A 13,149-nucleotide genomic window follows, 5' to 3' on the forward strand; every position below is an offset into this window, starting at 1 on the left:
TCACTCTCCGTACAAGCGGCGCATCTCCTCGCCGACCTTGCCTGATACTCGTGAGACCACCTGAGCCCCACGCCTTCTCAAGTCCTCGTCCGGTACTGGCAAAACGACCGCACCGGACTTCCTGGACGGCAGCAGCACCTTCGCCGTGCCTTTCGTCGTCGCCTCGTCACGCTGATTGGTGGCGAACACCTCCAACGAGACGGTCTCGGTCGGATCGTCCCCCTTTCCCGTCACCTTCCCGGTGCATCGGTGGATGTCGCCGTGGTAGTTGAAGCCGCGCACCTGCAGATCCATCTCCGCCAGCCAGCCATCGTCGCCGATCCAGTTGGTCAGCAGATGGCTGACCCAGGCGGCGCGCATCTGGCCATAGTCGTACGGTGCGGGAATGCCCAGCGCCTTCGCGCGCTCGGCATCCCAGTGCAACCGCTGCACCACATCCGGAACGCCGTACTCGTCAGGCTGATAGAACGCGGGCATCCGCTTGCGAAGCTGATGAGCGAACTTCAGCGGCCCGACACCGTAACCGCCCCAGCCCCAACCCATGTGCATGCTGATGATGTCCACCACCGTCAGCGGTCCCTTCATCACCGGCGGCAGTTCGTCACCGACGTTGACGTCCTCCCACCACTGCGGTTCGGCGCCGCGGCGAACCTCCGCCTCATACGCGGCCTCGACTTCGGCGAAGGCCTCCTCGGTCCAGTGCTGTCGTTCGACGCCGGCCAGCTTGCCGGACTTCTTGGAGCCGTGGCGTTCGGCGCTGATATAGGACTCGTCGCGGGTGGCGATCGGGTTGCCGTCGATGTCGACATAGAGGAATCGGTAGGTCTCCTTGACCGAGCGGCCCCCCGAAAACTGGCTCTCCTTGACCTGCACGTCGACCGTGTAGGCCTCCATGAGCACTGGCCGTCCGGCGTAAATCGGCTGATACCACGTCCATTTCACCCCGGCGTAGTACTTGCCGGTGCCGCGGAACAGGCCGCGGAACAACTTCTTGCGCTCGGGATCGGTGAACTTCGGGGTCTGGTCGATGCCAGTGGAGATCGCGAAGGTCGGCGGTGCGATCTGCCCGTGCCAGCGGGTCTTCGGACCGTAATCGGGGTCGTAGAACAGCGGGTTGTCGTCGCCGCAGCCGAACGCGAAATGCGTGATCGCGTCGGCGCTGGGCACCTTGTTCCACGCCTCGTCGCGCTGGTTGACGGCAATCCCGATCTGCGCCTTGGCGCGTTCGATGTCCTCGTCAGTGATGCGGCCTTCAACGGCGGCCGTGTCGGCGTCGGACGCCTCGGTTGTGGTCATCGGATCCTCCTAGAATTGCAGCATTGCGCCGGCGTCCACCTTGAACTGCAGCCCGGTGACGTAGCGGGACTCGTCGGACGCCAAGAAACAGACGACGTTCGACACGTCCTCGGGCTCTATGTACGGGATCGGCATTGGCTGCATCGCCGGGAATGCCAACAGGGCGTCCTCTGCGGTGGGATTCTCCAGATCCGGCCGGAAGACGCGATACATCGGCTCGCTCTGCAGCATCGGTGTGTTGACGTTGGTCGGGTGAACGGCATTGGCGCGGATGGAAAGTGGCGCCAATTGCAGCGCCAGCGCCTTGGTGTACTGATCCACGAACGACTTGGCGAGGTTGTAGCCCATGCCGCCGGGGCCGGTCGGCCCGACTCCGGCGCTCGCCGCCTGCGTCGCCGCGATCATGCCCGCGATGGATCCCGTCGTGATGATCGACGCGCCGCTCTTGAGATACGGCAGCGCGGCATGCACCGTGTTGACCACGCCGACGAAATCGACATCGAATGCATCGGCGAACGCGGTGATCGGCAGATCGCCGCCCAGCGGGCATATACCGGCGTTGGCCACGACGACATCCAACCGTCCACCGAATTCGGCTATCGCATTGGCGAGTTCACGGGTCAGTCTCTCTTTGTCACGGACGTCAACCTGCGCGGTGTATGCGCGTCTACCGGTCTTCTCGACCTCCAGACCGGCTTCCTCAAGGTCGCGCGGTGTGGCCAACGGGTACTTGTTGGTCTCGATGTCGTGACAGATGTCGAAGAGGATGATGTCGGCGCCCTCTTCGGCCAGTTTGACCGCGTGGCTGCGGCCCTGACCGCGGGCACCGCCGGTCACCAGAACGACTTTGTCCTGTACGCGTCCCATTATCGTGCCTTCCAATTCGGCTGGCGCTTCTCGGCGAAGGCCAGCGGCCCTTCCTTGGCGTCCTCGGATTCGAGCAGCACGCCGAACTCTCGCGCGGTTCGCTCCCAGGACGGATTCTCGGCCGGTATCGCACCGCCGTCGGCGCCATAGGCGACCCGCTTGCTGGCCTGAACCGCCAGCGGCGCATTGACGGTGATCCGTTGTGCCAGAGCTAATGCCGCGTCGACGACGGCGCCGTCGGGCACCACCTGGTTGATCAGGCCCCACTTCAGCGCCTCCGCGGCCGACATCGGCTCACCGGTGAAGACCAGCTCCATCGCCACCTTGCGGGGCAGCTGTTCCACGATGCGGAACACACCACCCGCGCCGGCGATCAGTCCGCGCTTGACCTCAGGAAGACCGAAACTGGCGCGCTCTTCGGCGACGACGAGGTCGCTGGCCAACGCGAGTTCGCTGCCACCGCCCAGCGCCGTGCCGTTGACGGCAGCGATGGTCGGCTTGTCGATGAAATGGCGCACATATCCAGCGAAGCCCCACTCACTGTGATCCGGGTGAAACAGGTTCTCACCACGCGAGATCGCCTTGAGATCCGCTCCGGCGCAGAAAGATTTGTCTCCCGCGCCGGTGATCACCACCGCGCGGACTTCGGGATCCTCTTGCGCCTGCTCCAGGGCATCACCAACCGCGGTGCTGACCGCCGCGTTGACGGCGTTGCGTGCTTCGGGCCGGTTGATCGTGATGACCATGACGTTGCCACGACGCTCGACGAGCGCGGCCGTCTCTTTGACCGTGTCGCTGTCAACCTGAGTCATGATTCCCTCCCTAGTTTTTCGGCGGATTTCGCTCGCGCATGCGCGTCTTCCCGCGGCCGCTCGCCGCGAAGTTTTTGGAACGTTGCTACCAGCCGGCGGCGGTCGACCTTCAGCGCAGCGCCTCGCGGCAGCTCGTCGACGACAAACACCCGTGCTGGGACCTCGTACGGCGTCAGCAGTAGCCGGCAGTGCGCTCGCAGCTCTTCTTCGCTGACATGCGCGCCGTTGCGGACTTCGACGGCTGCCAACGGAAGCTGGCCCAGCCGCGCATCGTCGACTCCGGCCACCGCGGCGTCGGCGACAGCAGGATGTGTGCGCAGCGCGTCCGCGACGGCTTCGGGTGCCACTTTGAACCCGCCCCGGACAATGACGTCGTCGGCACGGCCGTCGATGTAGAGGTACCCGTCTTCGTCGATGTGTGCGAGATCGCTTGTGGTGACCCAGCGCTCGGCGGAGTTGCCCACCTGGGCAGAGGCCACCTGCAGCCGTCCGGACTGACCGGGGGGCAACACGGTGCCGTCCTCGCCGATCACCTGCAGCCGCACGCCGGGAAACGGGCGACCCACGCTGCCCCTCTTCTCGGTCCACGACGCATTGAAGTCCTTCAATGTCCATCCGGCGACCGCGCCGGCGAATTCTGTGGCGCCGTAGGTGATGAGGATCGGAATGCCGTAGCGCTCCACGAAGGCGTCCACCATTTCCGGATCGACCGGCGCGGTACCGGTATTGATGGCGCGCACGCTGGCCAGGTCCTCACGCGGGATGTCGGAGTTCAGTACCTCGCGAATGGCCGGCGGCGGTAAACCGACCAGGATCGGCTTGTGCTCCTTGATCGCGCTGTGCCAGCCGGCCAACGAGAACCGCTCCAGCATCACGATGGGGCGGGCGGCAACCAGCGCCTGCAGTAGCGACCACAGGCCACCGATGTGCACGATCGGAAGCGTCACCATGCCGACCGCGCCCGCGAGCGGCGGCTTGTCACGGACCTGAGGTCGGTTGTTGTGACGCAGGGCTGCCGACAGCGACACTTCTAGTTGCTTGCGCCCCAACGGAACACGCTTGGCGGGCCCGGTAGTCCCCGAGGTCAGCATCTCGATGGCGATGCCCGGATTGCCGTCCCGGGGTTCGCGGGTCGCAGCGGCACGGGCGACGACCTCACCTCCGTCGACGCTGAACGCGTCGGCCCCGAGTTCGGCGACCGCGTCGGCGAATACCTGTTCGCTCCATAGATGTTGCGGCGCCAGGACGTAGTCAGCGCTGGATGCGACGAGGTCGGCGCTCAAGCGCTCGGCGGGCTGCAGCGGGCTGATCGTGACCAGCGTGCGCTCAGCGCGGAATATCGCGATCAGCGCCGCCACCGATTCCATGCGGTTACCGAGCACCACGGCGACACGACCGCCCGGTCCGCACCCCACCGCGGACAGCTCGCGGTTGATCTGTTCGGTCAAAGCCCGAACCTGACCCCACGTCGCCCACTGCCCGTCGCACTGGAGCATCCGAGCGTCATCGTCGGCACGCCACAACCGGCCCAGCGCCTCTTGGATGCTCGTCATCGTCACTTTCTGCAGACTCGGCGCCGCATGCGCCATCTAGTTAAATGTATACAGACATGGTTTACTAGGTCAACCTTCTGAAAGGGGCTGCGGATGGACTTCGGCTTGACCGGCGAACAGGAACAACTCGCCGACGCCGAGCGGGCATGGCTGGACCGAAACGATCCGATCGCGCGCCTGCGACAGTCCGTCGACACGGCACCGACCAGCGTCGATCCCGCCGCCGTCGCCCATGCGGCGGAGTCGGGACTGTTGGCGCTTCTGACAACGGACGTCGGCGGCACATACGTCGATCTGGCGGTGTGCAGCGAGGCGCACGGATACGCAGCAAGCTCGTTGCCGTTGGCGGATCTGACGATCGGCGCCTGGCTGCTGGAGCGCGCGGGCAGGCCGGAAGCGGCCGGGGCTGCCGAGGGCGAGCTGCTCGTCGGTGTGGCCCGCGCAGCCGATCAGGTCTCGTGCCCCGTCCCGATGGCCGCCGATATGGATGTTTTCGCGGTCGTGAGGCGAACCGCCGACGGTGAATTCGTGGCGCTTGGGCGTGACCCGAAGCTTGTGACAATGACGACGCTGGACCTGACCCGGTCGTGGGCGCGGCTGGACCTCGACGCGTCGGTGCTCGACTGGAAGGCGCTGCCAACCGGAACTCTGCAACACGTGCGCGACGCGTTGGCGGTACACCGCGCGTTCGACGCGCTCGGCGGTGCGGCACGACTGCTCGAGATGACGGTCACTTACGCGAAACAACGTGAACAGTTCGGTGCGCCAATCGGATCTTTCCAGGCCGTGAAGCACCATTGCGCGGACATGGCCGTCGGTGTGGAGGCTGGTCGCACGGCCTTGTGGGCGGCGGCGGTCGCGCTCGACGAAGCGCCGGCGGAGCACCGCTCGCGTGTGGCGTCGGCCGCAGTGGCTTACGCGAAGTCCGCGGCCAGCCGGGTCGCAAGCACCGCGCTGCAGGTGCATGGCGGAATCGGGTTCACCTGGGAGCACGACCTGCATCTGTTCCTGCGCCGCATCAAGGTCGACGAAGCCGTCGACGGAACCGTTGCCGAGCACCGCGCCGCTCTGGTACCGGTCTAGCGCGAGCGCAGTCACTTGCGTGGCAGGCCAAGCCCGCGTTCGGCGATGAGGTTACGCATGATTTCCGAACTGCCGCCCGCGATGGTGTAGGCGCGGGCATATAACCACTCGTCCTGCCAGCGGCCGTGGTCGAGGACGTTGTCGTCACCTTCGATGAGCACACCATCCTCACCGGCCAACTCGACCGCGAAAGCCGCCATCTCCAAGTTGATTTCGCTGAAAATCAGCTTGCCCATCGCCGCGTCGTGCATGCGTTCGCGGCCGCGAAGCCAGCGGGTCAAGTTGGCATACGTCAACGCCGACAACGCCTCCACCTCGGCGCTGAACTGGCCGATCCGGTCGCGGACCCGATCGCTGTCGATAGCGGGGCGGCCGTCGATGGTGACCCGACGGGCGAGATCAATCAAGGCATCGATCGCCAGCCGCAGCTTCACCACGATTCCACCCACATTGGTGCGCTCATGGGCGAGCGTGGCGTTCGCGATCGCCCAACCCTGGCCGGGCTCGCCGATCATCGCGTCGGCCGGCACCTCGACACCGTCGAAGAACACCTCGTTGAAATCGGAGGTGCCGGTCAGCTCACGTAGTGGTCGCACACTCACCCCGGGCGCGGACATGTCGAGGATGAACGCGCTAATGCCCTTGTGCTTCGGCGCATCTGGGTCGGTGCGTGCCAGCAGATAACCGTATCGCGCCCAGTGCCCGTCGGTCGTCCACACCTTCTGGCCGTCGATTGTGTAGGTGTCGCCGTTGCGGACGGCGCGAGTGCGCAGCGACGCCAGGTCACTGCCCGCCCCCGGCTCGCTGAACAGCTGGCACCACAGTTCACGGCCCGCGCGAATCTTGGGGAGATGGCGTCGACGCTGTTCGTCTGTGCCGTAATGGATCAGCGCGTGCGACGCGAGCACGCTACCGCTCTGCGCCCCAGGCGCCTGCGCGCGAGCGAGCTCCTCCCCCACAATGATCGAGTGTTCGGGCGTGAAGTCGTCACGGCCTCCGAATTCCACGGGCCAGTCCGCTCCGACGTACCCCGCCTCGTACAGACGACCTGTCCACTCCTGCAATGCGTTGAACTCGGCGTCGTTCTCGGCGCTGCGCACCCCCGCCCGGGGCGGAATCGCCGGGGCGTGCTCGGCGATGAACGCCCGCACCTCGGCGCGGAACGCCGCCAACTCAGGGCTCATGCCGTATTCCATTGTCGCCCTCCTAATACGGCGCCCGCCGCGCGGTCCCGCAATGCCTCCGCGCGCCCGACCAACACCGCGTTGGCCTTCGCCCGCCGCAACAGCAGATGCACCGGGTGCTCCCAGGTAAAGCCGATGCCTCCGTGGAGCTGCAGAGCACCTTCGGTGGCGGCCACCGCTGCATCGAACGCGGCGGCTGCGGCCAACTCGACGAGGTATTCCGTCTCATCGTCGTCGGCTTCCGTCTGTGCGTCGGTGGCAGCCACGAGCAGACTGCGGGCACCTTCCAAGGCCACCAGGATGTCCGCGCAGCGATGCGAGACCGCCTGGAAGCTGCCGATCGGGCGACCGAATTGCTCCCGCTCACCGGCCCATTCCACCGACATCGCCAACGCACGCGAACCCACACCGACCGAATCCGCCGCCACCGCAAGCAGAGTGTGGCCGCGGGCGACGCGCAACCCGTGCCGCAAGTCGGCGCCGTCCGACAGCACGTGCCCGGCAGCGCCGTTCAGCGTCAACGCGCCGACGGTCGCGGTGAGATCGAGTGGCTGATGAGCCTTTACGTCGACGCCGTCGGCGCCCGGGTCGACCTCGACAAGCACCTCGCCGTCGCCTCCGGTAGCCCGCGCCAGCACCAACAACACCTCCGCCGTCGGCGCGCCTGCGACGATCGGCACCACACCGGTCAACTGCTTCCCGTCCCAGCCGGGAAGCTCCAAACCCGTTGTCAGCCAACCGGAGTCGTGCAACGGAACCGCGAACGCCGCGGGCGCGCCTGCCGCGATTCGCTGGGCCACCCCCTTCGCGCCAACCGCGACCGCGACATCGAGCGCCGTCACCGTGGGAACGAGCGGGACCGCGGCGAGCGCCTTACCCGCCTCCTCGATCGCCGCGCAGAGCAAGCGCCTTGGCGCACCGCCGCCGCCGAGCGCCTCGTCGACGGCCAGGCCGGGCAGGCCGAACTCGACGAGCGCCGACCACACGGCGCCGTCGGTGGCATCGTGCGGTCGTTTCAGGTCGAGCAGGGCCTCGACATCCACCCGCGCTTGCAGTGCCCGAGCCAGCACCTCGCGCAGTTCACGCTCGTCCGCCTCGGCGACGGCAAGCGGCGCACCGGGGACCACCGCCGCGGCTCGCCGGCCCTCGCCACGGTGCGACGGCAGCCCGAGCACCGATTCGGCGATCGTGTTGCGCTGAATCTCCGCGGTGCCCGCGCCGATGGTGGTGGCGCGACTCATCAGGTACCCGAATGTCCAGCGGCCCTTGTCGATTGCGCCGGGGGCCCGACTGCCCAGCGCCGCGTGCGGTCCGGCGGCACGCAGCGCGAGTGCATGCATGTGCTGTTCGAACTCCGACTTCACCAGGCGGTTCACCGACGCCACGCCGCCGGGATCCTCGCCGCGAAGCACAGCGGCCAGTGCGCGGGCGCTGTTTGCCGCGATGGTGCGCACGCCCGACTCGAGCCGGGCGATGTCCTGGCGCACCTGCGGATCGGAACCCAACTGCCGCGACGCCACGAGCTCGATGACCTTGTCGGCGGTCTTGCGGTACTTGAACTCGTCGGCCAGGAACGCGGTGGCCCGCTCGTGGCCGAGCGAGGTACGCATGATGGACCAGCCCTGCCCTTCGGCGCCGACGCGGTTCTCGACGGCCACCTCGACGTCGTCGAGGAACACCTCGGCGAAATGCGCCGCGCCGCTGATATCGCGCAGCGGCCGAACGGTGATGCCCGCACTGTCCATCGGGATCAATAGGTACGTGATGCCCTCTGTCGAGCGCCCGGGCGGACCCGTGCGCACCAGCGCGAACATCCAGTCGGCCCGGTCGGCCATCGACGTCCACACCTTCTGCCCGGTGACCCGGTACACGTCACCGTCACGGACGGCGCGAGTGGACAGCGAGGCGAGGTCACTTCCCGCGCCTGGCTCCGAGAAACCCTGACACCAGAACTCGTCCGCGCGCAGCAGCGGCGTCAGGAACCGCTTCTTCTGCTCGTCGGTGCCGTGCTGGATCAGCGTGGGAGCGAGGATGAACGACAGCGGGCACGGGTGCGGCGGCGCCCCGGCGGCAGTGGTCATCCGGTAGTAGTCGAGCTGGTCTTCGAGCGACAACTCCAGGCCGCCGACGGATTTCGGCCAGCCCGGCGCGGCCAGGCCGTTGTCGACGAGCTTTGCGTGCCACGCGCGGGCGGCCTCGATGCGGTCGGGCTTGGCGCTTAAGGCGGCTTGTTCACGCTGGTGCTCGGCTAGCAGTCGCTCGAGCCGGGACCGCCAATCGGCAGACGACATCTGCACCCCACAAAGTTAACTTGGTTACTTATGTGAGCAGTCTCGCCTGTCGGGCCGGCACTTGGCAAGTGCGCCGCTCAATCCTCTTCGAGGATGAGCGCCAACTCCGGGCAGGCGGCGACGCCGTCGCGCGTCTTCTGCTCGTCTCCCGGCTTGACCTCATGAGCCTCGAGGATGCTGTAGCCGGAATCATCGATCGGGAACAAGTCCGGATCGACGGCGTAGCACTGTGCGTGACCGACGCACTTCGATTGTTCGAGGCGAACTTTCATCGTCAATCCTTTCGAGTTAGCAGGCCACTCGTATCGAGAACGTCTCGGAGGTGCGCGCGCTGGGGTTGTCGATTTTGAATCCCGTTGCGCTGCCGGTCATCAGGTATGTCCCAGCCGTCATCTCAACCTCAGCCGCCGGACCCAGGTCCGCCCAGTAGCTGCCGGTGAAACCCCCGACGTTGGTTATTTCGGTGTACTGCAGCGTCAGGCCTTCCGTGCTGTCGATCGACGAAGTCGTGCCTGAATTCTCGTCACCGGTGTTGATTGTCGTCAGGGTTCCCGTGGTCGTGCAGCTCACTGCGTTCGTCGTGCCCGGACCTGCGCCCCCGATGCTGACTTCTGCGGTGCCTGCGGGCAGGCCGCCGGCCGGCCGCGCAGCGGGTTCCGGGTCCGAGCACGAAGCGACAGCGCCAACAACCAACAACGCGGCGGCGCCTGCAGCGAATCGGCTGTCCACGAACCACCTCAATTCCCCACTGCTGGTCGGCGTCAGCGGGTAATCCGCTAAACATTTTCCCTATTCGACACCCCCGGTCAGGCTGCGGTCAAGCGCGGGAAGTTGAGCATCCTGCGTGCGTTCTCCTCGACTATCAGCGAGCACTCGTCATCGGGCACGTCGGCAAGCACCTCTGCCGCGCGCTTGCGAGAGTTCGGCCAGTTGGAATCGCTGTGCGGGAAGTCGATCTCCAGCGTGATGCGGTCGATGCCGATCTCGTGGCGGTTCTTCAGGCCGTGTTCATCGTCGATGAAGCAGCCCCAAAAGTGCTTCCGGAAGAGATCCGATGGCCGGGCATCGAAGTCGATTGGCTGGTAGTAGCGGTGCCGCTCCCACACGTAGTCGGACCGCTCGAGTATGTAGGGCACCCAGCCGATGCCACCCTCGGCAAGCGAGATCTGCAGATCAGGGAACTGCTGCAGTTTTCCGGAGAACAGCAGGTCGACCGTCGACCACATCAAGTTCGACGAAAACAGCGTGATGGCAACGGCGAACGGTGCGTCCGGCATCTGCATCTGACCCGCAACCGGCGCCATGGATGAGAACGAGAAGCCTGGAACGTATGAGCCCGAACCGAAATGAAGAGACAGCGGCATGTGGGCGTCCGAGCAGACGCGCCACAACGGATCCCAATGGTCGGAATGAAACGACGGCAACCCCAGTGGCACAGGGCTGTCCGGGAATGACACCGTGCGCGCGCCCTTGGCGGCGACGCGTTCCGCCTCCTCGACACAGGCCGCGATATCCCATGTCGGCAGGATCGCCAGCGGGATATAGCGATCAGGTGCAGTCGCGCACCACTCGTCGATGTAAAAATCGTTCCACGCCTTCACACACAGCAGCGCCAATTCCTTGTCCTTGGCGCGGTGAAATGTGCCGCCGCCGAAACCCGGGAACGACGGAAAGCACAGCGCTGCCTGCACGCCGTCCAGGTCCATGTCGGCTACGCGGGCGACCGGGTCGTAGCAGCCGGGAATCATGTCCTCGTATCGGACCGGATCCATACCCCACTCCTCCGGCGGCTTCCCCGCAACGGCATTCAGGCCGATGGTCGGAAAGATCTGGCCGTCGTAGCTCCACAAATGCTTGCCGTCCATCTCGACGATCCGCGGGCCCTCCTCACGAAATTTCTCGGGCAGGCGGTCCTGCCACACCCGAGGATGTTCGACGAGATGGTCGTCGACCGACACGATCTGGTGATGGTCTTGGAGTGGCATAGCTGCTCCCATTTTCTGACATGTCGTCTTGATTTCTGACAATTCGTCTCACGACGGTATATGATGGAGGTCACAAAAGTCCAGAGGTGAGAGGTGGACCATGCCGGAAACACAGCGGCCGTCCCGGGAGCGCGAAAAGCTCGACGAAGACGACCACGACCTGCTCACGTTCGGTGAAGCCGGGGAGCGGCTGCGTCTCGAAATCGCGGCTGCCCGCGACGACGTCGCGCGGCTTCAGGACGCCGGCGAGACCGCGGACCTCGAGAAGGCGCGGGCTCGGCTTGAGGCGCTGCGCGCGGCCGCTGACCGAAATTCGGCACAGCCCATCAACGATGCCAACTTCGAGAAGTTCTTCGGCTACCCGGGTAAAGCCAAGCGCAACCTGCCGACGTCACCTGCCATCGAATGACCGCCGCCAACAAGATGCGGCGGGCGGGCTATGCGCCCCCAACCAACGCCGCCGTTGGCCGGCGGGGCATGCACACCCGCGACCGGATACTCCGATGCGCAGCGGAAGTCTTCCTGCAGAACGGTTTTCACGGCGCGTCGATCGACATGATCGCGGCGGCGACAGGCGCGTCGCGCGCGACGGTCTATCAGTACTTCGCGGACAAGGAAGCGATCTTCGGTGAGCTGGCCCGCGATTCCGCACGAGCCGTGCTCGAACACGCCGAGAGCCTGGGCCCACTGAAACCCACCGCAGACGGACTTGCCAACCTCACGACGTGGATGCACGGCTGGGCCGATATTTACGACGCACACGCGGCGGTGTTCGCCGAATACCCCGGCATCGGCACGGTGATGGGCCTGACGGTCGTCGACTCCCAATCGGTGCCGGAAAAGTTCAGGCAGCGGATCACCGAACGGCTGCGCTCGGCGCCGTTGCACGGGTTGGAACTTGACGACGCCGCGGCGGCGCTCATGCGTCTCCCCCACATGATCAACCTGTACCGCTACCGCGGCATGTACGGATTGCCTTCGCGTGCAACCGTTTCCAACTCTCTGGCGATCGCTCTGCAGGCCATGCTCTTTCCCGATGCGGAGCACAGCACGACCTCCGTGACCATCGCGCCGGGACCGACTGCAACCGCCCCTCGTGCGGCGGCCGAAGAGACAATCTCTCCCATCCGACAGGATGTGCTGCGGGCCAGTTCTGCACTGTTCGCAGAGCGCGGCTATTACGCGGTCCGGATGGAGGAGATCGCCGCGGCCGCGGACGTCAGTCGCGCGACCCTGTACCGGCACTTCAGCACCAAGGACCTGATCTTCGCCGAGCTGACCCGCACGGCCGTACGCGAGATCGAACACCACGCCGCCGCCTTGAAGCGGCTGGCGGCCGAAACAGTTGACATCGAGGCGTTTTCGCACTGGACGCTTGACTACGTCCGCTTCCACCGTGCCTACAGCGGCGTCATTCGCGCCTGGTTCGACGGTACTGTCGCCGAGCGACTGCCTGATGCGGGCGCCACCGACGGCGTCGCTGCGATGCACGACGCAGTGTCCGCATTACTGAGCACCTCGAGCCTGCCCGAGGGGATGGATTCCGCGACGGCGGCGGCCGTGGTACTGGCCACGCTCGGGCGGATGACCGAGCCCACCGCGGCGGGGGACGGCGACCTCCACGCCGCGGAAGTCATCGTCGCTTTGTTGTGCCGGTCGCTACTTGGTCAGCCTGGCGCCGCCACGTAACCCGCGGCGGATCTGCGCAACTGCCAAATCTGCGCCGGGCATAGTTCGTTGGCGGCCTGGCTGATCAGGTAGGAGGCCTGGAACTCGTCGTTGGTACGGAAGTCGGTTTTGATGTCAACAACCAGCTGCGCGTACGGCCTGCCCTGGGCAATCTTGTCGCAAATGCCACGGCCGTAGGCGAGGGCGTGGTCGGCGTTGGCGAAGTTGTATCCCGGCCGCACTGTCACATTGATCAGATAGGCAACCGCGTCTGCGGACGCGGCCGGCGTGCCCATGACCGCTGCGCCCACCCCCGCCAGCAGGGCAAAGGCCAAGACGGTGAACCTCTTCGTCCTCATAGAACCGAAAGCGTAATTCATTTATCTGATTGACGTGTAGCCTATGTGGGC

General features: G+C 65.9%; 13 protein-coding genes. 3 read left to right on the forward strand and 10 right to left on the reverse strand.

What is annotated here, in order from left to right:
• Genes CWS39_RS12245 through CWS39_RS12260 form a run of 4 tightly spaced genes read right to left on the reverse strand, consistent with a single transcriptional unit; the run spans position 1 to position 4,528 of the window.
• Positions 1–1,296, reverse strand: a complete 1,296-nt coding sequence (locus CWS39_RS12245; RefSeq protein ID WP_102143190.1) for an FAS1-like dehydratase domain-containing protein — start codon at positions 1,294–1,296, stop codon at positions 1–3.
• Between the two features lie 9 nt (positions 1,297–1,305).
• Positions 1,306–2,163 (reverse strand): mycofactocin-coupled SDR family oxidoreductase, encoded by an 858-nt coding sequence (locus CWS39_RS12250; protein WP_102143191.1) that lies wholly within the window; start codon positions 2,161–2,163, stop codon positions 1,306–1,308.
• Complete coding sequence (locus CWS39_RS12255; protein WP_102143192.1) at positions 2,163–2,975, reverse strand: crotonase/enoyl-CoA hydratase family protein; 813 nt, start codon at positions 2,973–2,975, stop codon at positions 2,163–2,165. Before CWS39_RS12255 ends, CWS39_RS12250 begins: the two co-directional genes overlap by 1 nt.
• On the reverse strand, positions 2,972–4,528 hold the full coding sequence (locus CWS39_RS12260; RefSeq protein ID WP_102143269.1) for a class I adenylate-forming enzyme family protein: 1,557 nt from the start codon (positions 4,526–4,528) through the stop codon (positions 2,972–2,974). Before CWS39_RS12260 ends, CWS39_RS12255 begins: the two co-directional genes overlap by 4 nt.
• 93 nt (positions 4,529–4,621) lie before the next feature.
• On the opposite strand from CWS39_RS12260, the gene CWS39_RS12265 reads away from it, so the two are divergent.
• Positions 4,622–5,611 (forward strand): acyl-CoA dehydrogenase family protein, encoded by a 990-nt coding sequence (locus CWS39_RS12265; RefSeq protein ID WP_102143193.1) that lies wholly within the window; start codon positions 4,622–4,624, stop codon positions 5,609–5,611.
• A gap of 11 nt (positions 5,612–5,622) precedes the next feature.
• On the opposite strand, the gene CWS39_RS12270 is transcribed toward CWS39_RS12265, so the two are convergent.
• From CWS39_RS12270 to CWS39_RS12290, 5 genes are all read right to left on the reverse strand, one after another.
• Positions 5,623–6,807, reverse strand: a complete 1,185-nt coding sequence (locus tag CWS39_RS12270) for an acyl-CoA dehydrogenase family protein (RefSeq protein ID WP_102143194.1) — start codon at positions 6,805–6,807, stop codon at positions 5,623–5,625.
• The gene (locus CWS39_RS12275) at positions 6,792–9,086 is read right to left on the reverse strand and encodes an acyl-CoA dehydrogenase family protein (RefSeq protein ID WP_102143195.1); all 2,295 of its coding nucleotides are present in this window, start codon (positions 9,084–9,086) and stop codon (positions 6,792–6,794) included. The genes CWS39_RS12270 and CWS39_RS12275 overlap by 16 nt, the downstream gene beginning before the upstream one ends.
• Before the next feature lie 77 nt (positions 9,087–9,163).
• Entirely contained in the window at positions 9,164–9,358 is a 195-nt protein-coding gene (locus CWS39_RS12280) for a ferredoxin (RefSeq protein ID WP_011724409.1), read from the reverse strand.
• A 16-nt stretch (positions 9,359–9,374) separates the two neighbouring features.
• Entirely contained in the window at positions 9,375–9,815 is a 441-nt protein-coding gene (locus CWS39_RS30035) for a lipoprotein LpqH (RefSeq protein ID WP_255413006.1), read from the reverse strand.
• 77 nt (positions 9,816–9,892) lie between these two features.
• The gene (locus CWS39_RS12290; RefSeq protein WP_102143196.1) at positions 9,893–11,071 is read right to left on the reverse strand and encodes an amidohydrolase family protein; all 1,179 of its coding nucleotides are present in this window, start codon (positions 11,069–11,071) and stop codon (positions 9,893–9,895) included.
• Between the two features lie 100 nt (positions 11,072–11,171).
• Between CWS39_RS12290 and CWS39_RS12295 the strand changes: the two genes are divergently transcribed.
• Positions 11,172–11,480, forward strand: coding sequence for an acyl-CoA synthetase (locus tag CWS39_RS12295; protein WP_102143197.1), 309 nt, complete (start codon positions 11,172–11,174; stop codon positions 11,478–11,480).
• 14 nt (positions 11,481–11,494) lie between these two features.
• The gene (locus CWS39_RS12300; protein WP_255413008.1) at positions 11,495–12,760 is read left to right on the forward strand and encodes a TetR/AcrR family transcriptional regulator; all 1,266 of its coding nucleotides are present in this window, start codon (positions 11,495–11,497) and stop codon (positions 12,758–12,760) included.
• Here CWS39_RS12300 and CWS39_RS12305 read toward each other — a convergent pair.
• A complete protein-coding gene (locus CWS39_RS12305; protein ID WP_102143199.1) occupies positions 12,739–13,098 on the reverse strand; it encodes a DUF732 domain-containing protein in 360 nt (119 codons plus the stop codon). The two genes, CWS39_RS12300 and CWS39_RS12305, sit on opposite strands and share 22 nt — an antisense overlap.
• Positions 13,099–13,149 lie beyond the last annotated feature (51 nt).

The organism is Mycobacterium hubeiense (genome assembly GCF_002838065.1).
Taxonomy (GTDB): Bacteria; Actinomycetota; Actinomycetes; order Mycobacteriales; family Mycobacteriaceae; genus Mycobacterium; species Mycobacterium hubeiense.

Excerpts from the sequence above, each read along its gene's own strand:
- CWS39_RS12245 (WP_102143190.1), bottom strand. The coding sequence starts at position 1,296 with ATGACCACAACCGAGGCGTCCGACGCCGACACGGCCGCCGTTGAAGGC.
- CWS39_RS12250 (WP_102143191.1), bottom strand. The coding sequence starts at position 2,163 with ATGGGACGCGTACAGGACAAAGTCGTTCTGGTGACCGGCGGTGCCCGC.
- CWS39_RS12255 (WP_102143192.1), bottom strand. The coding sequence starts at position 2,975 with ATGACTCAGGTTGACAGCGACACGGTCAAAGAGACGGCCGCGCTCGTC.
- CWS39_RS12260 (WP_102143269.1), bottom strand. The coding sequence starts at position 4,528 with ATGACGAGCATCCAAGAGGCGCTGGGCCGGTTGTGGCGTGCCGACGAT.
- CWS39_RS12265 (WP_102143193.1), top strand. The coding sequence starts at position 4,622 with ATGGACTTCGGCTTGACCGGCGAACAGGAACAACTCGCCGACGCCGAG.
- CWS39_RS12270 (WP_102143194.1), bottom strand. The coding sequence starts at position 6,807 with ATGGAATACGGCATGAGCCCTGAGTTGGCGGCGTTCCGCGCCGAGGTG.
- CWS39_RS12275 (WP_102143195.1), bottom strand. The coding sequence starts at position 9,086 with ATGTCGTCTGCCGATTGGCGGTCCCGGCTCGAGCGACTGCTAGCCGAG.
- CWS39_RS12280 (WP_011724409.1), bottom strand. The coding sequence starts at position 9,358 with ATGAAAGTTCGCCTCGAACAATCGAAGTGCGTCGGTCACGCACAGTGC.
- CWS39_RS12290 (WP_102143196.1), bottom strand. The coding sequence starts at position 11,071 with ATGCCACTCCAAGACCATCACCAGATCGTGTCGGTCGACGACCATCTC.
- CWS39_RS12295 (WP_102143197.1), top strand. The coding sequence starts at position 11,172 with ATGCCGGAAACACAGCGGCCGTCCCGGGAGCGCGAAAAGCTCGACGAA.
- CWS39_RS12300 (WP_255413008.1), top strand. The coding sequence starts at position 11,495 with ATGCGGCGGGCGGGCTATGCGCCCCCAACCAACGCCGCCGTTGGCCGG.
- CWS39_RS12305 (WP_102143199.1), bottom strand. The coding sequence starts at position 13,098 with ATGAGGACGAAGAGGTTCACCGTCTTGGCCTTTGCCCTGCTGGCGGGG.